Here is a 21,316-nt window from a genome sequence, read left to right on the forward strand (position 1 = left end):
TCGTGTACGGAGGAGGTGGACCTGATGGCACAACCGATCTACGAGTGGCGGCCACCCGAGCGCGACTGGCGGGAGCAGGATCTCTTCGACCTCCCCGAAGACGGTAACCGCTACGAGATCATCGACGGGAGCCTGCACGTGACTCCACCCCCGGGATTCGCCCACCAGGAGTTGGCGGATGATCTGCGCATGGCGCTGCGTCTCGCCGCGCCTGAAGGGTGGCGGGTCATCCGGGAAGTCGGCCTACGCGCACCCGGCGGCAATCTCATTCCGGACATCAGCCTCATCAGGCCAGATGCTCCTCGCGACGGTCTGTGGCTGCACGCGGCGGACGTGGCACTGGTCGTGGAGGTGGAGTCGCCGAGCAGCCGTCGGCACGACCGTTTCACCAAACCATCTGTCTACGCCGAGGCCGGCATCCCGCACTACTGGCGGGTGGAGCGGGGCGAATTCGGTCCGGTGATCTACCGCTACAAGCTGACCAAGGGCGTGCACTACGAATCGCTGGGCACGGTCGGGCCGGACGATCCGGTGCAGATCGACGAGCCGTGGCCGATGCGGCTCGACCCGTCCGCCTGGCCCCGCTGACGCGACGAAAAGCCCGGCCCGCACGTACGCGGGCCGGGCTTCGTCGTGCATGAGGCCCGGTGCTCAGCCCTTGCCGGCGTGGCTGGCGAGCTGGTCGAGGCCCTGGATGACGCCGCCGGCCAGGTCGCCGCCGCCGAAGGCGGCCACCATGGAGAGCGCGGCCAGTTTCGCGTACGTGTCCGGGATGCGCTTGCGCGCGTACTTGCCGGTGACAATCTCCAGCTTGCGCTGATTGGGCGAGATCGCGATCAGCACCGACTTGTCCGGCTCGGCGAGCTGCCGGTGCAGCCGCTCGGCGTGTTCCCGGACCGGCTCGTCGAGGCCACCCACGTAGATCGAGAAGACCAGGCCGGTGCCCTGGTCGGCCAGGCGGAGCGCCTCGTCGATGCGGAGCAGCTGCCGGGTCGAGAACGGCCCGTCCAGCACGTCCGGCGGGGTGCCCGTCCCCGTCGTGGGCCGCGCTTCACCAACGGTCACTTGCGCCTCCGGTTCCACCGGCCGGCGCCTCCCGGCCGGCCTGCTCCTGCTTGCGGCTGGTAAGCGCCGGCGCCTGTGCACCGGCGGTCAGCGCGGCGCCGGCCGAGTCGGCCAACTGCTCCGGGCGGCCCAGGAACCACACCGGAGTGAAGTCGAAGGGCCGGCCCGGCCGGTAGCGCTTCGCGCCGCCACCGTGGCCACGGCTGCCGGCTGCCGCCAGGCCGGCGATCAGCAGCACCGCGGCGAGCGGGATGCCGACGAAGAACACCAACGTCTCGGTAACAGACAATCCCAACGCCCCCAGGCGGAAAGAGACCAGGAATGTTCCGGGTCGGGTGGACGGTCACGACGGGCCGCGCCCGACCTCACTTGTGCTGTTCACGTTAGCGGAGTCGACGGCCCGCCAGATTGCGGGGTGCTGATCCCACCCGCCACAGCAGTGCTCCAGTTGCGCGGCAGTGGCGATCAATGTGGCGTCGTCGCCGTACCGGCCGGTGAGCAGCACCCCGACCGGCAGGCCCTCGGCGGTCCGGCCGACCGGCAGCGAAACGGACGGGTCGCCTGTGACGTTGAAGACGGCGCAGTACGGCGAGAAGCGCCGCTGCCTGTCGAAATCCTCCGCCGGGTCGAGCGCGGCGAACGCGCCGACCGGCGCCTGCGGGGCCGCGAGGGTGGGGCAGAGCAGCAGGTCACAACCGGCGGTACGGCGTGCGCCGCGGCGCACCTGGGCCTGTAGCTCGCCGAGCGCCGCCATCAGCCGGCCGGCACCGATCGCCTCGCCCCGCTCGCGCAGGAACCGGGTCAGCGGCAGCAGCTCGTCCTCCCGGCCGGCGGGGACCGGGGCGAGCGCCAGCGCGTACCAGACGGTCTCGAACATCGGCCACACCTCGGGGCCGAGCGGCGCGGGGACGTCGACCACCTCGTGGCCGGCGTCGGCGAGCAGCGCGGCGGCCCGGTCGACGGCGGCCACGCAGTCGGGGTGGACCGGCTCGTCGGCGAGCATCGGGGTGGTGAAGCGGCCGATCCGCAGTCGGCCGGGGTCGGCGCGGCGGGCGGCGCCGAGGTGGCCGCCGGCGGGCGCGGCGGGCGGCAGGTACGGCTCACCGGGCACCGGCTGCGCCAGCACGTCGAGCAGCGCCGCCACGTCGGTGACGGTGCGGCCGAGCGGCCCGTTGGTGGGCAGTCCGAACGCGCCGAAGCCGAGCGGGCCGCCGGAGACCAGCCCTCGGCTCGGCTTGTGGCCGACGAGGCCGCAGAGCGCGGCCGGGATGCGCAGTGAACCGCCGCCGTCGGAGCCCTGCGCCACCGGCGCCAGGCCGGCGGCCACCGTGGCCGCCGCGCCGCCGCTGGACCCGCCCGCCGTGTACGCCGGGTTCCACGGGTTGCGGGCCGGCGGCGCGACCCGCCCCTCCGAGTAGAGCGAGCAGCCCAGCTCGGAGGTGGTGGTCTTGCCGAGGCTGACCAGCCCGGCGCCGGTCAGGAAGCGCACCACGTCGGCGTCGACGGGCGGGACGAAGTCGGCGAAGGCGGCCGAGCCGAACGTGGTCCGCACCCCGGCGGTGAGCGTCAGGTCCTTGATCGCGGTCGGCACCCCGTGCAGCGGCCCGCGCTCCGGGTCGGGGACGGCGTCGGCGGCCCGCGCGGCGGACCGGGCCCGGTCGGCGGTGACCGTGACGAACGCGCCGACGTTGTCGCCGAGCGCGTCGACCCGCCGCAGGTGGTGCTCGACCAGTTCCAGGCTGGACAGTTCGCCTCGACGGATGGCGGCGGCCTGCTCCAGCGCGGTCAGGTCGTGCGGCTCGGCCATGCCCACCATCCTGCCCGGTGCCGTGCCCGGTTGCCGGGCGACACGACCGGGCTCCGGATCCGCCCCATATCCGACTGACATGACCGGATCGGGATTGCCGGCCGACGGACCCGGCCGCGCAGCATGAGATGCATCGATCAGCTCCGATCGATAACACCACCCAGGAGCGTGCCGTGCCATCCGTACCCGTCCCGCAGGCCCGACCGGCCCACCGCCGGCTCCCTCGTGTCCTCCGACCGCTGCTCGCCCTCGCCCTGACCGCAGCCGGCCTCGCCGCCCTGCCCACCACGCCGGCCGGGGCCCGCGACGGCGCTCCGGCCGCCGCGCTCGCCGCCAACCCCTACGAACGGGGCCCCGCGCCGACGGTCGCAGGCATCGAGGCGACACGCGGCCCGTTCGCCATCGCCCAGACCACTGTCGCCGCGTCAAGCGTGAGCGGCTTCCGGGGCGGCACCATCTACTACCCGACAAGCACCGCCGAGGGAACCTTCGGCGCGGTGGCCATCTCCCCCGGCTTCACCTCCAGCCAGTCCGCGGTCGCCTGGCTCGGACCGCGCCTGGCATCGCAGGGCTTCGTGGTCATCACCATCGACACGCTCTCCGTCTACGACCAGCCGGCCAGCCGGGGCACCCAACTCCTGGCCGCCCTGGACTACCTGACCGGCACCAGCGCGGTGCGGACCCGGATCGACCGCAACCGGCTCGCCGTGATGGGGCACTCGATGGGCGGCGGCGGCAGCCTCTCGGCGGCCAGCGCCCGGCCCTCGCTCCAGGCGGCGATCCCGCTCACCGGCTGGCACTCGGTGAAGAACTGGTCGTCGGTCCGCGTGCCGACGCTCGTCATCGGCGCCGAGAACGACACCGTGGCCCCGGTGTCGTCCCACTCGGAGCCGTTCTACACAAGCCTGCCGGCCAGCCTGGACAAGGCGTACCTGGAGTTGAACGCGGCGACCCACTCGGCGCCGACCTCGCCGAACGTCACGGTCGCGAAGTACAGCATCTCCTGGCTCAAGCGGTTCGTCGACGACGACACCCGCTACGAGCAGTTCCTCTGCCCGGCGCCCCGGGGCAGCGCCATCGAGGAGTACCGCGACACCTGCCCGCACTCCTGACCCGCCCGTCCGCAACATGGTGCGTCCGTAGCCGGATCGGCAACGGACGCACCCGTCGCGTCAGGCCGGCGCCACCTTGTCGTCGTCGACGATGCCTGTCCAGTCCCGTTCGATCGACAGCAGCTCCCGAATCGCCTCGCTCCGCTCGGCGATCACGTCCGCGCCGAGGAAGCGCAGGGCGTTGCCGCCGAGCAGGGCGGCCCGCTGGGCGTCGGTGAGGAAGTCGGAGCGGTGCACCACCTGCCCGACCGGCCGCTCCCCCAGCGGGTACGGGTAGTCGCTGCCGAGCAGCACCCGCTCGGCGCCCATGGTGTCCACGAGCAGCCGCAGGGCGGCCGGCTCGAACACCACCGAGTCGACGCTGAACCGGCCGACGTAGGAGCTGGGCGGCGCGGCCGACGCGCCGCGTACCAGGTCGCCCCGGCGGTGCCAGGCGTTGTCGGCGCGGCCCAGCCAGAACGGGAAGCTGCCGCCGCCGTGGGCGAAGCAGATCCGCAGCGTCTCCGGCACCCGGTCGAACACCCCGCCGAGGATGAGCGCCAGCACCGACAGGTGCGTCTCGGCCGGCATCCCGGTCAGCCAGCGGGCCATCCACCGGTTCAGCCGGGGCCCGCCCGGCATGTCCCACGGGTGCACGAAGACCGGGGCGCCGACCTCGGCGCAGTGGGTGAGGAACTGCACGATGCCGGCGTCGTCGAGGTCCCGGTCGCCGACGTGGTTGCCGATCTCCACGCCGGCGTGCCCGGCGGCGAGGCAGCGGTCCAGCTCGGCGCAGGCGGCGTCCGGGTCCTGGAGCGGCACCTGGCAGAACGGCACCATCCGGCCGCCGCCGGCTGCGGTGACCTCGAGCGTGAGGTCGTTGAAGATCCGGGACACCTTGACCGCCTGGTCGGCCGGGCGGTCGTAACCGAAGAAGACCGGGGTGGGCGAGACCACCTGCACGTCGACGCCGTCGGCGGCCATGTCGGCGAGCCTGGTGGGCGCGTCCCAGGCCGGCGCGCCGACCGGCCGGAACTCCGTCTCCCCCACCATGATCATGGCGGCGCGCTCGGAGTCCACCCGAAGCCACGGCCAGCCGGACCCGCCGCAGGCCGCGGCGAGATCCGGCCACCCCTTCGGTACGACGTGCGTGTGCACGTCCACCACCGGCACCGGCATCAGCCCTTGCCCGGGTGCAGCGTGCCGCAGTTGTCGCAGGTGCGGGCGTTCTCGTCACCGTAGAACGCGGCGAAGACCGGCGGCAGGTCGGCGGCGATGTCGCGCACCTGCAACTCCACCTCGTGCACCTTGTGGCTGCACTCGGCGCAGTACCACTGGAACTTCTCAAGCGTGCCCTCCTCGCGGACCCGCTCGATCACCATGCCGATCGAGCCGGCCTCCGGGCGCTGCGGCGAGTGCGGGGTGTTGCGCGGCAGCATCCACATCTGACCCTCGCGCACGTGCACCGTACGCGGACCCTCGGGCGTCATCAGGTTGATGTGCATGTTGCCCTTGACCTGGAAGAAGAACTCCTCGTACGGGTCGACGTGGAAGTCGGTGCGCTGGTTCGGCCCGCCGACCACCATGACGATGAAGTCGTCGCTGCCGGGCAGCATCTCCTTGTTGCCCACAGGCGGCTTGAGCAGGTGCTGGTTGTCCCCGATCCAGCCGGCGAAGCTGAACGGCTCGGCGATCTCACTCATGACGGACCTCCCGACGGAAGTAGGGCCACGGCCTGCATCTCGATCAGCAGGTGCGGATGCGGAAGCTGGTGCACGGCCACCGTGGTCCGGGTCGGACCGGTGGCGTCGAAGAACTCCGCCCAGACCTCGTTGTAGCCACCGAAGTCGTTCATGCTGACCAGGTAGCTGGTGACCTGCACCAGGTCGGTCAGCTCGGCGCCGACCGAGCGGAGCAGGTCGCGGATGTTGTCGATCACGGCCCGGGTCTGCGCCCGGATGTCGAGGTCGGTGGTGCCGAACTCGTCCACCGACACGCCGGCGAACGTGTTGTCCGGCCGGCGCGACGACGTACCGGAGACGAAGACGAACCCGCCCGCGACCTTGACGTGCGGGAACGCCCCACGCGGCACGGCCTTGCCCGCCACCACGCGGGCCGTCACGCCGCCGCCTTCAGGGAGGCCGTACCGAGCTTCTCCACCACCGCGCGGACGTGCGCGCCCGGTCGCAGCGGCACCGCGGCGGTGGCCGCGCCGGCCAGGAACACCCAGCCCCTGCGCAGCCGGACGCCGTGCCGGCCGGCCAGCCGCAGGCCCTCGTCGAGCGCGCGGCGCGGGTCGCCGAGGATGGCCGCGGTCGAGCCGACCTGCGCCACCCGCCCGTCGACCTCCAGCAGCACACCCAGATTGTCCAGCCCGTCCGGCACCGGTGACCAGGGTCCGATCGCGAACGCGGCGGCCGAGGTGTTGTCGGCGACCACGTCCGGCAGCGAGAAGGTGAAGTTCGCGTACCGGGAGTCGATCAGCTCGATCGCCGGGGCGACCGCGCGGACCGCCCGGGTGAACGAGCCGACCGGCTCGCCGGGGTCGGGCAGCCGGTCCAGCAGGAACGCCACCTCCGGCTCGACCCGCGGGTGGATGAAGCCGCCCACGTCCACCGTGCCGCCGTCGGGCACCCGCATCTCGTCGGTCAGCCGACCCCAGATCACCTCGTCCACGCCGACCTGGGCCATCTTGGCCTTGCTCGTCAGCCCCATCTTCAGCCCGACCAGCCGCTCGCCGCGGTCGAGGCGGCGCCGCACCAGCGCCGCCTGCACCGCGTACGCGGCGTCCACGTCGAGGCCGGTCTCGGCGGCGAGCTGTGGGATCGCGGTGGCGGTGTCGGCCGCCGCGCCCAGCTTCTCCGCGATTCCCGCCACGTCCGGCCCGCTCATGAGGTCTTCTCCTTGTCGCCGGCCAGGTCCAGTGCCACGTCCACGATCATGTCCTCCTGGCCGCCGACCATCCGGCGGCGACCCAGCTCGACCAGGATCGAGCGGACGTCCACCCCGTACTTCGCCGAGGCCCGCTCGGCGTGGCGCAGGAAGCTGGAGTAGACGCCCGCGTACCCCAGGGAGAGCGTCTCCCGGTCGACCTGCACCGGCCGGTCCTGCAACGGGCGCACCAGGTCGTCGGCGGCGTCCATGAGCGCGAACACGTCGCAGCCGTGCTTCCAGCCGTGCAGCTCGGCGACCGCGACGAACACCTCAAGCGGCGCGTTGCCGGCGCCCGCGCCCATCCCGGCCAGCGACGCGTCCACCCGGACGGTGCGGCCGTCCGCGGCCTCCGGACCGACCGGGCCGTCGCCGAGCACGCGGCCGTGTTCGACCGCGAGCACGCTGTTCGCCACGCCCAGGGACAGGTTGTGGTGCGCGTGGATGCCGATCTGCGTCTCCGGCGCCAACACCTGCCGGTACGCGTCGACCCGCTGCGCCACGTCGGACATCAGCAGCCGGCCACCGGAGTCGGTGACGTAGACGCAGTGCGCGCCGTACGACTCCATCAGCCTGGCCTGGGCGGCGAGCCCGGCCGGGTCGTTCAGGTGCGACATCATCAGGAACCCGGAGACGTCCATGTCGTTCTCCCGGGCCCAGGCGATGTGCTGGGCGGAGATGTCCGCCTCGGTGCAGTGGGTGGCGATCCGCACGCTCGTCACCCCGAGCGCCTTCGCCGCCTTCAGGTCGGCGATGGTGCCGATGCCCGGCAGCAGCAGCGTGGTGAGCCGCGCGTTCGTCAGCACCTCGGCGGCGGCGGAGATCCAGTCCGCGTCGGCGGCGGCGCCGTGGCCGTAGTTGACGCTGGAGCCGGCCAGGCCGTCGCCGTGCGCCACCTCGATCGCGGCCACCCCGGCCGCGTCGAGCGCCGCGGCGATGGCGCGGACCTGGTCGGTGGTGTAGCGGTGGGCGATGGCGTGCATGCCGTCGCGCAGTGTCACGTCCTGGATGTAGAGATCGGTCATCGCGCCGCCACCTCCCGCAGGGCCACCAGCCGCTCGGCGGTGCGCAGTGCGGCCGACGTCATGATGTCCAGGTTCCCGGCGTACGCGGGCAGGTAGTGCCCGGCGCCGGAGACCTCCAGGAACACCGACACCTGAAGGCCGCGGAAGTGCCGGCCGAGCACCGGCGCGTACGTGTCCACCGGGTCGAACTGCACGTCCTGCTTGAGCCGGTAGCCGGGGACGTACTCCTGCACGGTCTTCACCATGTCGGCCACCGAGGCGGCGATCTCCACCCGGTCGGCGTCGGCGTCCGGGCAGAGGCAGTAGACCGTGTCCCGCATCAGCAGCGGCGGGTCGGCCGGGTTCAGCACGATGATGGCCTTGCCGCGCCCGGCACCGCCGACCACCTCGATGGCCCGGGCGGTGGTCTCGGTGAACTCGTCGATGTTGGCCCGGGTGCCCGGACCCGCCGACTTCGAGGCGATCGAGGCGACGATCTCCCCGTACGCGACCGGGGTGACCCGGCCGACCGCGTGCACGATCGGCACGGTGGCCTGCCCACCGCAGGTGACCATGTTGACGTTCGGCTCGCCCAGGTGCTCGTCCAGGTTGACCGGCGGCACCACGTACGGGCCGAGGGCCGCCGGGGTCAGGTCGACCACGGTACGGCCGTGCGCGCGCAGCACCTCGTCGTGGCGGCGGTGCGCGCCGGCCGAGGTGGCGTCGAAGACCAGCTCGACGTCGGCGAACCCGGGCAGCGCGACCAGGCCGTCGACGCCCTCGGCGGTGGTCGCCACGCCGAGCCGGCGGGCCCGGGCCAGGCCGTCGGAAGCCGGGTCGATGCCGGCCATCGCCACCATCCGCAGGGTGTCACTGAGCCGAAGCACCTTGATCATCAGGTCGGTGCCGATGTTGCCCGACCCGAGCACCGCCACACCGACAGTCATGAGGTCTCCTTAGAGAAACAGGTACGCACCGAGCCGAGCCCGGAGATCCGCGCCTCGTACGCCGCGCCCGGCGTGACCGGCACCATCGGGCCGAGTGCGCCGGAGAGCACCACGTCACCGGTCTTCAACGGGTCACCGGCGCGGGCCATGGTGGCGGCCAGCCACCGCAGCGCGTGCAGCGGGTTGCCGAGGCAGGCCGCGCCCGCGCCGACCGAGACCGGCTCCCCGGCGTGCTCCAGCACCATCCCGCACAGCCGCAGGTCCACGTCGGCGAGCCGGCGGGGCGCGGTGCCGAGCACGAACAGCCCGCTTGAGGCGTTGTCCGCCACCGTGTCCACGATGGAGATGTCCCAGTCGGCGATCCGCGAGTCGACGATCTCGATGGCCGGCAGCACGTGGTCCACGGCGCGGACCAGGTCCACTGTGGTGACCCGCTCGTCCGGCAGGTCCGCGCCGAGCACGAAGGCGATCTCGGCCTCCACCCGGGGCTGGAGCAGCCGGCCGATCGGCACCTCCTCGCCGTCGCCGACGGCCATGTCGTCGAAGAGCACCCCGAAGTCGGGTTGGAAGACGCCGAAGGTCTCCTGCACCGCCCGGGAGGTCAGGCCGATCTTCGCGCCGACCCGGCGGTGCCCCTTGCCCAGGCGCTGCCGGGTGTAGACCTGCTGCGCCTGGTACGCGGCCTCGACGTCGCCCTCCGGCAGCAGCCGACCGCGCAGCGGCGGGCAGGGTTCCCCCTCCTGCCGGGCCACGGCCAGTTCCCGGTTGGCGGCCTCGATGTCCACGGTCATGGCGGCTCCTCTCATGCCAGATCCACGCAGACGTTCGTCAGCTCGGAGTAGAAGTCGAGCGAGTGCACGCCGCCCTCACGGCCGACGCCTGATGCCTTCACCCCGCCGAACGGGGTACGCAGGTCGCGCAGGAACCAGGTGTTGACCCAGACGATGCCGGCGTCCAGCCGGATCCCGGCCCGGTGCGCCCGGCCCACGTCCCGGGTCCACACCGTCGCGGCCAGGCCGTAGTCGGTGCCGTTGGCGAGCGCGTACGCCTCGTCCTCGGTGTCGAACGGCGCGACGTGCGCCACCGGGCCGAAGATCTCCTCGCGGTTGGTCCGGGCGTCCGGCCCCAGCCCGGTGAGCACCGTCGGCTGCACGTACGCGCCGCCGTCGCGGCCGTCGCCGAAGCGCGGCGTCCCGCCACCGGCGCGGACCTCGGCGCCCTCGATGTGGGCGAGCGCGTAGTGGCCGAGCACCTTGTCCCGGTGGCCGTGCGAGATCAGCGGCATGTTCACCGTCGCCTCGTCGGACGGCCAGCCGTACGCCAGCTCGTCCGCGCGCTTCGCCAGCCGCGCGGTGAACTCCTCGAAGACCGGCCGCTGCACGTAGATCCGCTCGGTGCAGAGGCAGACCTGGCCGCCGTTGGTGAAGCTGGAGCGCACCGAGCCGGCGACCGCCGCGTCCAGGTCGGCGTCGGCGAAGACCAGGCCGGCGTTCTTGCCGCCCAGCTCGAAGCTGACCGCCTTCACCCCGTCGGCGGCGGCCCGCATGATCGCGGCGCCGGTGGCCGACTCGCCGGTGAACGTGATCGCGTCCACGCCCGGGTGCCGGGTCAGGTGCTCGCCGGCCGAGCCGGGGCCGAAGCCGTGCACCAGGTTGAACACGCCGTCCGGCACGCCTGCGGCGGCCATCACCTCGGCCAGCAGCGTCGCCGACGCCGGGGTCTCCTCGCTGGGCTTGACCACCACGGCGTTGCCGCAGGCCAGGGCCGGGGCGACCTTCCAGGTGAGCAGCAGCAGCGGCAGGTTCCACGGCACGATCACCGCGACCACCCCGACCGGCTTGCGGACCGCGTAGTTGAGCGCCCGGCCCCCGGTCGGGGTGACAGTGGTGAACGATTCGGTAGGCGCGGTCGCCACGATCTCGGCGAACGCCCGGAAGTTGGCCGCGCCGCGCGGAATGTCGAGCGTGCGGGCCTGCGAGATGGCCTTGCCGGTGTCCGCCACCTCGGCGGCGACCAGGTCGTCGAAGCGCCGTTCCAGCTCGTCGGCGACCCGGCGCAGCACCTCGGCGCGTTCCCGCTCCCCCATCCGGCCCCACGGGCCGCGCAGCGCCGCCCGGCCGGCGGCGACGGCGTCGTCGACCACCGCGGACGACGCCTCGACCACCTCGAAGACCGGTTCGCCGGTGACCGGGCTGCGCTTGGTGAACCGGGTGCCGGTGTCGACGAACGCGCCGTCGACGAAGTTGCGCAGCAGGCCGGGGCCGTCCGGCGCGTGTCCGGTCATCAGCCGGGGGTCCCAGAGCGTCACCGCCGCCTCCCCAGCGCCGCGCCCACGCCGGCGGCCAGCAGCGCCGCCGCGCCGGCCGCGACCGCGCCGACCGCCGCGTACTGCCGGCGGACCCGGCGACGGACCTGCGCGTACGGCGTGGTGGAGAACGAGACCAGCTCGTACTGGGAGACGTAGCGGCCGGGCAGCGCGCGTTCCAGCGCGTGCTCGACCGTCTTGCGGGCCCGGAACACCGGGGAGGCGACCTTGTCCCGCATCTCCACGAAGTTGGCGAGCGCCATCCGGGCGATCGCCTCGGCGTCGTCCGCGCGGCGGCGCTGGAACAGCGGCAGCGCGGCGGCCCACTCGTCGTCGCACTCGTCGAGGCAGCGGTCCAGCTCGACCACGTCCTCGAACGCGCAGTTCGCGCCCTGGCCGTAGAACGGCACGATGGCGTGCGCGGCGTCGCCGACCAGGCCGACCGTGCCGGCCACCTGCCACGGCGTGCAGCGCACCGTGCCGAGCACGCCGACCGGGTTGTGCTGGTAGTCGTCGACCAGGTTCGGGGCGAGCGGCACCAGGTCCGGGTAGTGGGCGGCGAAGAACCGCTCGATCGCGGCCGGGCTGCTGAGGGACGCGAAGCTGCGGGTGCCGTGGGTGGGCCAGAAGAGCGTGCAGGTGAAGGAGCGGTCCGGGTTCGGCAGCGCGATCATCATCGAGGTGCCGCGCGGCCAGATGTGCAGCGCGCCCGGGTCGAGGGCGAACTCCCCGCCGATCGGCGGGATGGTCAGCTCCTTGTAGCCGTAGTCGAGGAAGTCCAGGCTCTCGCTCAACCCCCCGTACGCCAGCAGTTGCCCGCGGACCGCGGAGCCGGCGCCGTCGGCGCCCAGGACGACAGACGCGGCGGCGGCGGTCTTGCCCTGCGGCGTCTCGAACGTCATCTCGCCGCGCACCGGGTCGAGGCCGACCAGCCGGTGGTCGAACGCGATCCGCACGCCTGGCAGCGCGGCTGCGGCGTCGAGCAGCGCGTTGTTCAGCGCGCCCCGGCTGATCGAGTTGATCGCCCGGTCGCCGGAGACGCTGTACGACTGGAACTGCGGCTCGCCCTGGACCGGGTGGATCATCCGGCCGCGCATCGGCAGCGCGTCCGCCATCACCTGCTCGTCCAGGCCGATCCGGCGCAGCGCGTCCAGGCCGCGCTCGGAGAGGGCCAGGTTGATCGAGCGGCCCCGCTCGGCGGCGCCGCCACGCGGGTCGGGCCGCCGCTCGTAGAGGGCGACCGGATAGCCACGCCGGGCCAGGAAACAGGCAAGCAGGCAGCCGGCCAGCCCGGCCCCGACCACCGCGATCTCGTCGCGTTCCGTCATGCGCCCTCCTCCTTCGCCACCGTCGCGGCAAGCGCCTCGGCGACGCGCCAGCAGTCGTGGTACGTCGAGTAGAGCGGCACCGGGGCGAACCGGACCACGTCCGGCTCCCGGGCGTCGGCGATGACGCCGTGCTCGTGCCGCAGCCGCTTGGTCAGCTCGCCGGCGCTGACCGTACCGACCCGGACCGAGAGCTGGCAGCCCCGCCGGGCCGGGTCACGGGGCGTCACCACGGTCAGCGGCCGGCCCGGGGTCACGTCGTCGAGCAGCCGTTCCAGCCAGGCGGTGAGTCGCAGGCTGCGCTCCCGCAGCGCCGGCATGCCGACGGAGTCGAACAGCTCCAGCGAGGTGCGCACCGGGCCCATCGCGAAGATCGGCGGGTTGGAGATCTGCCACGCCTCCACGGTGGCCGGCGGGCGGGACACCGGCGTCATCTCGAACCGGGTGGCCGCCTCGGTGCTCCACCAGCCCTCGAAGCGGGGCAGCGACGGATCGCCGAGGTGGCGCTCGTGGACGAAGACGCCGCCGAGCGCGCCCGGCCCGGAGTTGAGGTATTTGTAGGAGCACCAGGCGGCGAAGTCGACGTCCCAGTCGTGCAGCGCCAGCGGCACGTTACCGGCCGCGTGCGCCAGGTCCCATCCGACGACCGCGCCGGCGGCCCGCCCGGCGGCGGTGATCGCCGGGATGTCCATCAGCTCGCCGGTCAGGTAGTTGACGCCGCCCAGCAGCAGCAGCGCGACCGTGTGTCCCTCGGCCGCCAGGAGGTCGGTGATGTCGGAGGTGCGCAGGGTGTCCTCGCCGGGGCGGGGCTTCAGCCGCACCACCATGGCGTCCGGGTCCAGGCCGTGGAAACGGGCCTGGCTGCGCACCGCGTAGCTGTCCGAGGGGAACGCGCTGTCCTCGATGACGATCCGGGTGCGTTCTCCGGCCGGCCGGTAGAAGCTGACCATCAGCAGGTGCAGGTTGACCGTGAGGGAGTTCATCACCACGGTCTCCGCGGGCGACGCGCCGACAAGTCGCGCGGCCGGGGCCGACAACAGCTCGTGGTACGGCAGCCAGGGCCGGTCCGCCTCCAGGTGCCCCTCGACGCCAAGCCGGCGCCAGGCGTCCAGGTCGGCGACGAGTTCGTCCCGGGTGGCCCGGGGTTGCAGGCCCAGCGAGTTGCCGGCCAGGTAGGCCGCCTCGGGGTAACGCCCGCCGTCGGCGGCCGGCACGTGGAACAGGTGCCGGTGGCCGGGGTCGGCGGCGTCGAGCCGGTGGGCTTCGTTCTCGGGGATGTTCATCGGCTGCTCTTTCGCCTCACATCGCGGTACGGGCGGACCACAGCTCCGGGAAGACGACCCGGGCCATGCTGCGCTGCAACCATGCCAGCCCGGCCGAACCGCCGCTGCCGACCTTCGCCCCCATGGCACGCTGCACCGCCTTGACGTGGTTCCACCGCCAGTCGCCGAACTGCTCGGCCACCTCGGTCAGCGCCTCGCCGAGCATCCGCAGGTGGTTGTCCGGCCCGCTGTCGCCGTAGACGCGCACCCAGGCCGCCTCCACGCCCGGATGCGACTCGTGCTCGGCCGTCACGTCCCGCGCCAGCAGCTCGGCCGGCACGTCGAAGCCGCGCCGGGCGAGCAGCGCGACCACGTCGTCCCAGAGGCTCGGCGTGGCCATCGCGGCGGTCAGCTCCGCGTACACGTCGGTCTGCCGGCGGAACGGGCGGATCAGCGCCGGGTCGCGCAGGCCGAGCAGGAACTCCAGGTGCCGGTACATCGCGGACTGGAAGCCGGACCCCTCGCCGAGGAGGTCGCGGAACCTGTTGAAGTCGGCCGGGGTCATCCACCGCAGCCCCTGCCAGGCGGCGTTGAGCCCCTCCAGGTGCAGCGCGGCGCGGCGCAGCGGCGGCAACGCGTCCCAGACCCGGTCGGCCCGCAGCTCGCGCTGGGCGTGCCCCAGCTCGTGGCAGGTCAGCTTGAAGTACAGCTCCATGATCTGGCTGACCATCAGGAAGGACATCTCGCCCGGGTCGTCGCTGAGCGGCTGCTGGAGCCGGTGCAGCGCGCTGGCGTGCACGTACGCGTCGTAGGGCACGCGCTCGGCGAACTCAAGCGTCGGCTCGCCTCCGTTGCGCTCCGCCCGGGCCGCCCGCTGCTCCGGGGTGGCCGGGCGTACCGCCGTCGTGTGTTCCACCGTCTTCTCCGTCCGTGCGGGGGTGGATGCCATGATCTCGCTGGCGGACGGGCGGATGGAATGCCTGTTCAACGGGGGTAAGGTGGTCTGACCTCACGAGCTGAAAGCTTCTCGGGACACTGACTTCACGGACGAAAGGTCCCCGCGTGGACGACATGGACTGGGCGTTGCTGCGCGAACTCCAGGCCGACGCCCGGCTCTCCTACAGCGAGTTGTCCCGCCGGGTGCACCTGTCCCCGCCCGCGGTCGCGGAACGGGTCCGGCGGCTGGAGGAGTCCGGGGTGATCATCGGCTACCACGCGCACGTGGACCTGCCCCGGGCCGGGCGGACCGTGCTCGCATTGATCCGGATGTCCTGTTACGGCTCCCGCTGCATCCTCAACGACCCGCGGGTGGCGCAGTGGCCGGAGATCATGGAGATCCACCGGATCACCGGCGACGCGTGCAGCATGCTCAAGGTCGCGGCCACCTCGATGGGCGAGTTCGAGGCGGTGATCGACCGCCTGGCCCCCTACGGCCAGCCGTCAAGCACCATGGTCCTGTCCACGCCGCTCGCCTGGCACCCCGTGGCGAAAGGAGGGGCCCCCGCTTAACGCCTCCGGTAGAGGAGGGGGCCCCTGTTAACAGCCCCGCTGACCGGGAAGGCAGCCCCCGCTGCCCGTCAGTGGGTCCGGTGCCTCGTCGCACCGGGAGGGGGGGGAACCATGCGAGGGCTTCTGTCACATCGCGCGTTGTCGTCCGTCCTGGGCCTGGTCGGCCTGGTCGCGGCGTTCGTCCTGACCACGGCCGCGCCGGCCCGGGCCGGGGAGAACGTGTTCATCGAGGTGACGCCGAACAGCGTCCAGGCCGGCTCCCGGGTGAACCTCCGGGCCGGCTGCGACAACAGCAACAACAAGCAGGCGCAGGTCACCTCGGACGCGTTCGGCCGGGTGACGCTGCGGGCGAACAGCGGCTTCCTCACCGGCTCGGTCACCGTGCCCGGCAACAAGGCGCCCGGCGACTACCCGGTGAACCTGGACTGCGCCAACGGCGAAACCGCCTCGGCCATGCTCACCGTGCTGAACATGTCGCAGCCGAGCAAGGGACCGGCGACAGGTGGCGGCGGCACCGCCGGAGGTGGCCGGGGCACCGGCTCGCTGCTGCTCGTCGGCGGCCTGGTGGCGGTGGCCGTGGTGGCCGGCGTGAGCGCCCGCCGCAAGACCGGTAGCCGCGTCTGACGGGGTGCGGCAATGGCCCGCTCACCGCGCCACGGCGGCGCCGGCGGTCGCGGCCGGAGACACCCCGGCCGACCGCCGCCGGACCGGACCGGGCGGCTCCGGGCCGCGCTGCGGCTGACGTCCCGGGCCGCGCGCCGGTTCGGCCACACCGCCGGGCACGCCTTCTCGGCAAGCGTCACCACCGCCGACCCGACGGCCCGCCCGGTCGCGGCCCGCGCCACCACGACCACCACGCGCCGGTACGCCCCGGGGCGCGGTCCCGGCGTACCGGTGCTTGTGGTGGCGGCCCTGATGGCGATGATCGTGGCCATGCTCGGGGTGGAACGGGTGACGGGCGTCAGCATGCTGCCGGACCGGATCGTCGCCGGCCTGCGCCCGCCGCCGAAGAAGTTCCCGGTGCTGCCGGCCAGCCCGCCGACCGACCTGACCATCGGCAAGCTCGACCTGCGGGCGCCGGTGCGCCGGGTCGGGATCGCGCCCGACGGCAGCATCGCGGTGCCGGACGTGAGCCGTGCCGGCGAGGTCGGCTGGTACGACCAGGGGCCCACCCCCGGCCAGTACGGCCCGGCGGTGTTCGTCGGGCACGTCGACACCACCACCGGGCCGGCCGTCTTCCACGGGCTGCGGGAACTCGACGACGGGGACCGGATCGAGGTGACCCGCCAGGACCGCTCGGTGGCGGTGTTCGAGGTGACCTCGATCGAGCGGTACGGCAAGGAGAAGCTGCCGGTGCAGGAGGTCTACGGGGACTTCAGCCGCCCCAGCCTGCGGTTGATCACCTGCGGTGGGCGCTGGGTGGGCGGCGAGACCGGGTACGCCGACAACCTGGTCGTCTACGCCGCGCTGGTCCGGGCGCGCTGACCCGGGGTTCAGGCCGCTTCGTGTTCGGGCTCGCGCAGGTCGAGCCAGTCCGCCCAGCGCGGGTCGGGCGCGCGGTGGCCGAGCACCCGCCAGGCGTTGCCCTTCGGGGCGACCGGCAGGTGGTGCAGCCGCCAGCCCAGCTCGGCCGGGGTCCGGTCGCCCTTGGTGTGGTTGCAGCGGGCGCAGGCGGCGACCACGTTCTCCCAGGCGTGCCGTCCGCCCCGGCTGCGCGGGAAGACGTGGTCGATCGTCTCCGCCGGCCCCCGGCAGTAGGCGCACCGCCATGCGTCCCGGGCGAAGATCGCCCGGCGGGAGAGCCCCACGTGGGTGCGGTAGGGCACCCGCACGTAGCGGGTCAGCCGCACCACGGAGGGGATCGGGAGCGTGTTGCGCGCGCTGTGCAGGATGCCCTCGCCGTCGGCCACGCAGACCGCCTTGGCGGAGAGGACGAGGATCGCGGCACGACGCACCGACACGACGCACAGGGGCTCGTAGGTGGCGTTCAGAACGAGTGCACCGGAGCCCGCCGTGGGTCGTATGTCAGGCATCGCGCTCACCCTCCCGGTCCAGCCGCTCCCGCCGCCACCACGGGCGAGACCGCCCCGCGCACAGCGCGGAACGGTCCCGACGCCGGCGGAACCACAGACGTCCGTTGGGCCAATAGTCCCTGATCGCGCCCCGGATTGCACGTACTAATCCGGGGTACCCACCTCGGGGCTGACCCGGGCATGCCAAGATGACCGGTTCGCTCCACCCGAGCGGCGGACCGGGCGCGGCGGGTCCGCGGTGGACGCCTGCCCCCGATGCGGTACGAAAGCACGGTGAACGTCTCCGACCTGATCACCGCAGTGCTCTCCGCGCTCTCCGACCGGCGGCCGGACTGCCAGGGCAGCAGCTCCTGCGAGTTCCTGTACCGACTCACCAACTCCGCCTGGTTCGCCGAGAGCAGTTACTGGATCTTGTTGAAGCCGCTGCGGGTGGCCCTGATCCTGCTGCTCGCCGTGGCCGCCCGCTGGGCGCTGCACCGGACCATCAACCGGCTGGTGCGCACCACCACCCAGGGCGCGGTGCCGACCATGCTCCGCCCGCTGCGGGAGCGGATCCCCAGCGCCACGCTCGCCCCGGAGCAGTTCGTGCCGGAGCGGCGACGGCAGCGCGCGGAGGCGATCGGGTCGGTGCTGCGCAGCATGGTCACCGCGTTCGTCTTCGGCATCGCGCTGCTGATGGTGCTCAAGGAGTTCAGCTTCGACCTGGCGCCGCTGCTGGCAAGCGCCGGCATCGCCGGGGTGGCGCTCGGCTTCGGCGCGCAGAGCCTGGTCAAGGATCTGATCGCCGGCCTGTTCATGCTGATCGAGGACCAGTACGGCGTGGGCGACACCGTCGACCTCGGCGAGGCGACAGGCGTGGTGGAGGGGGTGGGCCTGCGGGTGACCACGGTGCGTGACGGTCGAGGTGTGCTCTGGTACATCCGCAACGGCGAGATCATCCGGGTCGGCAACAAGAGCCAGGGCTGGGCGCTCGTCGTGGTGGACCTGCCGATCGGCTTCGCCGGCACCGAGGAGGCCACCGCCGTGCTGCGGACGGCGGCGGCGTCGGTGGCGCTGGACCCGGAACTGTCGCAGAAGATCGTGGAGCAGCCGGACGTGCTCGGCGTCGAGCAGGTGACGGTCGACGGTTCGGTGATCCGTACCGTGGTCAAGACCACCGCGGACGGGCAGTTCGCGGTCGGTCGCGAGCTGCGCCGCCGGCTGGCAGAGGCATTGGAGAACTCGGGGATCACCGCCCAGATCGCGGCGGCCCGGCTCTATCCCGGGCTGCCGCCGCAGCCTTCGCCGCCGCCCCGGCCGGAGGGAACGGGCACCGGCGCGGCCACCTGACGTCGGGGCGGGACGGACGATCGCCGGGGGTCGCGCGCCGCACGGCCCCTCGGGTATCGTCCGTTCGGTTCAGTCGGAGATGCGACGATCGATCCGTTCGCCCTAGGCACCAGTCAGACGATCGGGCAGAATCCGGTGAACGCACTCCACCGGGGAGTGCGCTTCGTGTCCTCGCTGATCGACCGATCCGACGACGGTTCCCGGTCGGGCCATCACAAGTGGTCGACCCGGAACGATGGAGGCGACGGTGTCCGACGAGCGGCCCGCCCAGGAGAGCGCGGCCACCTTCCGCGACGTGTTCGGCCAGTCGGAGTTCCGCGCGCTCTTCGCCGCGAACGTCCTGTCCTGGGTCGGCGACTATCTCGCCAAGGCCGCGGTCACCGTGCTCGTCCTGCGCGAGACCCAGTCGGTCGCGCTCTCCGCCGCCGCCTTCGCGGCCAGTTACCTGCCCTGGCTGATCGGCGGGCCGCTGTTGTCGGCGCTCGCCGAGCGGCACCGCTACCGCCGGGTGATGGTGCTGTGCGACCTGATCCGGATGGCACTGATGGCGCTTGTCGCCATGCCCTTCATGCCGGCCTGGTCGATCATCGGCCTGATCTTCCTGGCGACGCTTGCCAACCCACCGAGCCAGGCGGCGCGCTCGGCGCTGCTGCCGCACATTCTCAGCGGCGACCGGCTGGTGGTGGGCCTCACCGCCTCCACGAGTGCGGTGCAGGCCGCCCAGGTCGTCGGCTACCTGGCCGGCGCGGCCATCGCGGTGCTGAACCCGAGCACCGCCCTGTTGATCAACGCCGGCACGTTCGCGTTGTCCGCCGCGCTGGTCCGGTTCGGCCTGCGGGACCGGGCCCCGGCGATCACCGAGGCGCCCCGCAGCCACCTCCTGCGGGAGACCGGGCAGGGGTTCCGGATCGTCTTCGCGCGGCCGGTGCTGCGCGCCATCGCGGTGCTGGTGTTCAGCGCCATGGTCTTCTCGATCGTCCCCGAGGGGCTCGCCGCCGGCTGGGCCGCCGAGCGGACCGGCGGCGGCATGAACGCCGGCACCGCCCAGGCGGTCATCATGGCCGCGAACCCGGTGGGATACGTCATCGGCGGGCTGGTGATCGGGCGGCTGGTCAACCCGGCCCGCCGGCTGGCCCTGTTGCCGGCGCTGGCGATCGCCGCGCCCGCGGTGCTCGTGCCCGCGCTGCTCGATCCCCCGCCGGCCGTGGTGGCCCTGCTGGCCGGCGCGTGCGGCTTCGCGGTAGGTGGGATCCTCCCGATGGCAAACGGTCTGTTCATGCAGGCGCTGCCGGACGGCTACCGGGCCCGGGCGTTCGGGGTGATGGCAAGCGGCACGCAGATCATCCAGGGCGCCTCGGTGCTGGCCACCGGCGCGCTCGCCGAGCGGTTCCCGATCCCGACGGTGGTCGGGTTCTGGAGCGCGGCAGGCGTCCTCCTCATGGTCGTCGCGGCGATCACCTGGCCCCGCCCGGCGACGATCGAGGCGGCCGTCCGGACCGCCCGGGCGGAGTCGCCCGTCCGGGGCCCGCACACCCCACCTCGGGGGCCGGGGGCGGACGACCGGGGGCGGGAGCCCGCCCGACGCCGGCACGCGGTGACGTGACCACCACCGCCCGGCGGGTGGGCGCGGGTGGCCGGTCGTACCTGGCAGGATGGAAGCGTGACTTCCCCAGGCGAGTCGATGACGCTCTTCGAGGCGATCGGTGGTGAGCCCGCCTTCCGCAAGCTGGTCGACGAGTTCTACGCCGGCGTCGCCGACGACCCGCTGCTGCGGCCGATGTATCCGGAGGAGGATCTGGGCCCGGCGGCGGACCGGCTGACCCTCTTCCTCATCCAATACTGGGGCGGCCCGCGGGACTACTCGGATCAGCGCGGGCACCCGCGGCTGCGGATGCGGCACGCCCCGTTCCGGATCGGCGCCGCCGAGCGGGACGCCTGGCTGCGCCACATGCGGCGGGCGGTGGACGCGCTTGACCTGCCGCCGCAGCTCGCCGCCGCGCTCTGGGACTACCTGGAGCGGGCCGCCTACTTCATGGTGAACGCGGAGGACGACCCGGCCGTCGGCTGACCGGCGGCCGGCGCGGGCTCAGAGCAGGGCGCCCTCGTCGTGCAGCCAGTCGACGAACGTGGTGGCCACCGCGGCGCCGCAGTCGAGCATCTCGACAAGCAGGGCGTCGTGGGTGCCGGCGCCGAGCGGCACCTGAAGCTCGGCATAGATCGGCAACTGGCCACGCTCGGTCGGATCGCCGATGTACGCCTTGCAGAACCGTCGGGTGTGGTTCCACTCGTTGACCACCCGGTAGGCCCGGTCGGCCCAGTCCGGCGGCACGGTGGCGTGCGGACGGGCCCGCATCACCAGGATCTCGTCCTCCGGGCCCTCCAACGCGACGAGCACGGCGTGCCGCTCCCACATCGCCAGCAGGTTGCCGTCGCCGTCGGCCAGGTAACGCACGTCGAGCAGGTCGAGCGCGTCACGGACCCGGCACAGGGTGACCGGAGCGACGGTGGCCGGCATGTCCGTGATGACCTGTCGCTCGGGCGCCGCCGAGTCGTCCGCCGGCTGTCGCGGGATCGGCGGCCCGACCCGGACGGCGTCGTCCACTGTGGTCCCGCTTCGAGTCTCCGGATCGCCGCCACCGGCGGGACCGGGGCGCCATGACCACCACGGCATCGCTCGCGCACCTCACTCCCCAGCGGATCCAGACGCC

At 73.0% G+C, this 21,316-nt stretch carries 24 protein-coding genes; 8 read left to right on the forward strand and 16 right to left on the reverse strand.

Features of this window, described 5'->3' with window-relative positions; genetic code table 11:
* Positions 1–24: 24 nt before the first annotated feature.
* Positions 25–588, forward strand: coding sequence for a Uma2 family endonuclease (locus SM450_RS24965; RefSeq protein WP_474622203.1), 564 nt, complete (start codon positions 25–27; stop codon positions 586–588).
* A gap of 63 nt (positions 589–651) precedes the next feature.
* On the opposite strand, the gene SM450_RS24970 is transcribed toward SM450_RS24965, so the two are convergent.
* The 3 genes from SM450_RS24970 to SM450_RS24980 are packed head-to-tail and all read right to left on the reverse strand — an operon-like array spanning position 652 to position 2,872.
* Positions 652–1,065, reverse strand: coding sequence for a DUF5130 family protein (locus tag SM450_RS24970; RefSeq protein ID WP_474622204.1), 414 nt, complete (start codon positions 1,063–1,065; stop codon positions 652–654).
* Entirely contained in the window at positions 1,052–1,354 is a 303-nt protein-coding gene (gene ctaJ / locus SM450_RS24975) for an aa3-type cytochrome oxidase subunit CtaJ (protein ID WP_474622205.1), read from the reverse strand. The genes SM450_RS24970 and ctaJ overlap by 14 nt, the downstream gene beginning before the upstream one ends.
* Positions 1,355–1,408: 54 nt before the next feature.
* Complete coding sequence (locus tag SM450_RS24980; protein ID WP_474622206.1) at positions 1,409–2,872, reverse strand: amidase; 1,464 nt, start codon at positions 2,870–2,872, stop codon at positions 1,409–1,411.
* Between the two features lie 173 nt (positions 2,873–3,045).
* Here SM450_RS24980 and SM450_RS24985 point away from each other — a divergent pair, with 173 nt between their 5' ends.
* Complete coding sequence (locus SM450_RS24985; RefSeq protein WP_474622207.1) at positions 3,046–3,984, forward strand: poly(ethylene terephthalate) hydrolase family protein; 939 nt, start codon at positions 3,046–3,048, stop codon at positions 3,982–3,984.
* Positions 3,985–4,044: 60 nt separating this feature from the next.
* On the opposite strand, the gene SM450_RS24990 is transcribed toward SM450_RS24985, so the two are convergent.
* From SM450_RS24990 to SM450_RS25040, 11 genes are read right to left on the reverse strand one after another with little or no spacing between them, the layout of a single operon-like run.
* Positions 4,045–5,142, reverse strand: a complete 1,098-nt coding sequence (locus SM450_RS24990) for an amidohydrolase family protein (protein ID WP_474622208.1) — start codon at positions 5,140–5,142, stop codon at positions 4,045–4,047.
* Positions 5,142–5,666, reverse strand: coding sequence for a 3-hydroxyanthranilate 3,4-dioxygenase (locus tag SM450_RS24995; RefSeq protein WP_474622209.1), 525 nt, complete (start codon positions 5,664–5,666; stop codon positions 5,142–5,144). The genes SM450_RS24990 and SM450_RS24995 overlap by 1 nt, the downstream gene beginning before the upstream one ends.
* Positions 5,663–6,085, reverse strand: coding sequence for a RidA family protein (locus SM450_RS25000; protein WP_474622210.1), 423 nt, complete (start codon positions 6,083–6,085; stop codon positions 5,663–5,665). The genes SM450_RS24995 and SM450_RS25000 overlap by 4 nt, the downstream gene beginning before the upstream one ends.
* Complete coding sequence (locus SM450_RS25005) at positions 6,082–6,855, reverse strand: 2-keto-4-pentenoate hydratase (RefSeq protein ID WP_474622211.1); 774 nt, start codon at positions 6,853–6,855, stop codon at positions 6,082–6,084. Before SM450_RS25005 ends, SM450_RS25000 begins: the two co-directional genes overlap by 4 nt.
* Positions 6,852–7,919 carry a 4-hydroxy-2-oxovalerate aldolase gene (dmpG, locus tag SM450_RS25010; protein ID WP_474622212.1) on the reverse strand — a complete coding sequence of 356 codons (1,068 nt, stop codon included), beginning with the start codon at positions 7,917–7,919 and terminating at the stop codon, positions 6,852–6,854. Before dmpG ends, SM450_RS25005 begins: the two co-directional genes overlap by 4 nt.
* Positions 7,916–8,845 carry an acetaldehyde dehydrogenase (acetylating) gene (locus SM450_RS25015; protein ID WP_474622213.1) on the reverse strand — a complete coding sequence of 310 codons (930 nt, stop codon included), beginning with the start codon at positions 8,843–8,845 and terminating at the stop codon, positions 7,916–7,918. The genes dmpG and SM450_RS25015 overlap by 4 nt, the downstream gene beginning before the upstream one ends.
* Positions 8,842–9,636, reverse strand: a complete 795-nt coding sequence (locus SM450_RS25020; protein ID WP_474622214.1) for a 2-keto-4-pentenoate hydratase — start codon at positions 9,634–9,636, stop codon at positions 8,842–8,844. The genes SM450_RS25015 and SM450_RS25020 overlap by 4 nt, the downstream gene beginning before the upstream one ends.
* 11 nt (positions 9,637–9,647) lie before the next feature.
* Positions 9,648–11,129 carry a 2-hydroxymuconic semialdehyde dehydrogenase gene (locus SM450_RS25025; RefSeq protein WP_474622313.1) on the reverse strand — a complete coding sequence of 494 codons (1,482 nt, stop codon included), beginning with the start codon at positions 11,127–11,129 and terminating at the stop codon, positions 9,648–9,650.
* 20 nt (positions 11,130–11,149) lie between these two features.
* Positions 11,150–12,478, reverse strand: coding sequence for an FAD-dependent oxidoreductase (locus SM450_RS25030; RefSeq protein WP_474622215.1), 1,329 nt, complete (start codon positions 12,476–12,478; stop codon positions 11,150–11,152).
* Positions 12,475–13,758, reverse strand: coding sequence for a kynureninase (gene kynU / locus SM450_RS25035; RefSeq protein WP_474622216.1), 1,284 nt, complete (start codon positions 13,756–13,758; stop codon positions 12,475–12,477). Before kynU ends, SM450_RS25030 begins: the two co-directional genes overlap by 4 nt.
* Positions 13,759–13,774: 16 nt before the next feature.
* A complete protein-coding gene (locus SM450_RS25040; RefSeq protein WP_474622314.1) occupies positions 13,775–14,686 on the reverse strand; it encodes a tryptophan 2,3-dioxygenase in 912 nt (303 codons plus the stop codon).
* 113 nt (positions 14,687–14,799) lie between these two features.
* Between SM450_RS25040 and SM450_RS25045 the strand changes: the two genes are divergently transcribed.
* The 3 genes from SM450_RS25045 to SM450_RS25055 all read left to right on the forward strand — a co-directional run bounded on the left by SM450_RS25045 (position 14,800) and on the right by SM450_RS25055 (position 16,731).
* Positions 14,800–15,246, forward strand: coding sequence for an Lrp/AsnC family transcriptional regulator (locus SM450_RS25045; protein ID WP_474622217.1), 447 nt, complete (start codon positions 14,800–14,802; stop codon positions 15,244–15,246).
* A 111-nt stretch (positions 15,247–15,357) separates the two neighbouring features.
* Complete coding sequence (locus SM450_RS25050) at positions 15,358–15,870, forward strand: hypothetical protein (RefSeq protein ID WP_474622218.1); 513 nt, start codon at positions 15,358–15,360, stop codon at positions 15,868–15,870.
* Between the two features lie 12 nt (positions 15,871–15,882).
* A complete protein-coding gene (locus tag SM450_RS25055) occupies positions 15,883–16,731 on the forward strand; it encodes a class F sortase (protein ID WP_474622219.1) in 849 nt (282 codons plus the stop codon).
* Positions 16,732–16,739: 8 nt separating this feature from the next.
* Here SM450_RS25055 and SM450_RS25060 read toward each other — a convergent pair whose 3' ends face one another.
* On the reverse strand, positions 16,740–17,279 hold the full coding sequence (locus SM450_RS25060; protein ID WP_474622220.1) for an HNH endonuclease: 540 nt from the start codon (positions 17,277–17,279) through the stop codon (positions 16,740–16,742).
* A 255-nt stretch (positions 17,280–17,534) separates the two neighbouring features.
* Between SM450_RS25060 and SM450_RS25065 the strand changes: the two genes are divergently transcribed.
* The 3 genes from SM450_RS25065 (at position 17,535) to SM450_RS25075 (ending at position 20,676) form a co-directional block, all read left to right on the forward strand.
* Positions 17,535–18,608: a mechanosensitive ion channel family protein gene (locus SM450_RS25065; RefSeq protein WP_474622221.1), complete on the forward strand. Its 1,074-nt coding sequence runs from the start codon at positions 17,535–17,537 to the stop codon at positions 18,606–18,608.
* Positions 18,609–18,843: 235 nt separating this feature from the next.
* The gene (locus SM450_RS25070) at positions 18,844–20,211 is read left to right on the forward strand and encodes an MFS transporter (RefSeq protein ID WP_474622222.1); all 1,368 of its coding nucleotides are present in this window, start codon (positions 18,844–18,846) and stop codon (positions 20,209–20,211) included.
* A 78-nt stretch (positions 20,212–20,289) separates the two neighbouring features.
* Positions 20,290–20,676 carry a globin gene (locus tag SM450_RS25075; protein ID WP_474622315.1) on the forward strand — a complete coding sequence of 129 codons (387 nt, stop codon included), beginning with the start codon at positions 20,290–20,292 and terminating at the stop codon, positions 20,674–20,676.
* Between the two features lie 18 nt (positions 20,677–20,694).
* Here SM450_RS25075 and SM450_RS25080 read toward each other — a convergent pair whose 3' ends face one another.
* Entirely contained in the window at positions 20,695–21,279 is a 585-nt protein-coding gene (locus tag SM450_RS25080; RefSeq protein WP_474622223.1) for a type III secretion system chaperone family protein, read from the reverse strand.
* Between the last annotated feature and the right edge of the window lie 37 nt (positions 21,280–21,316).

This window comes from Micromonospora marincola (assembly GCF_056150385.1).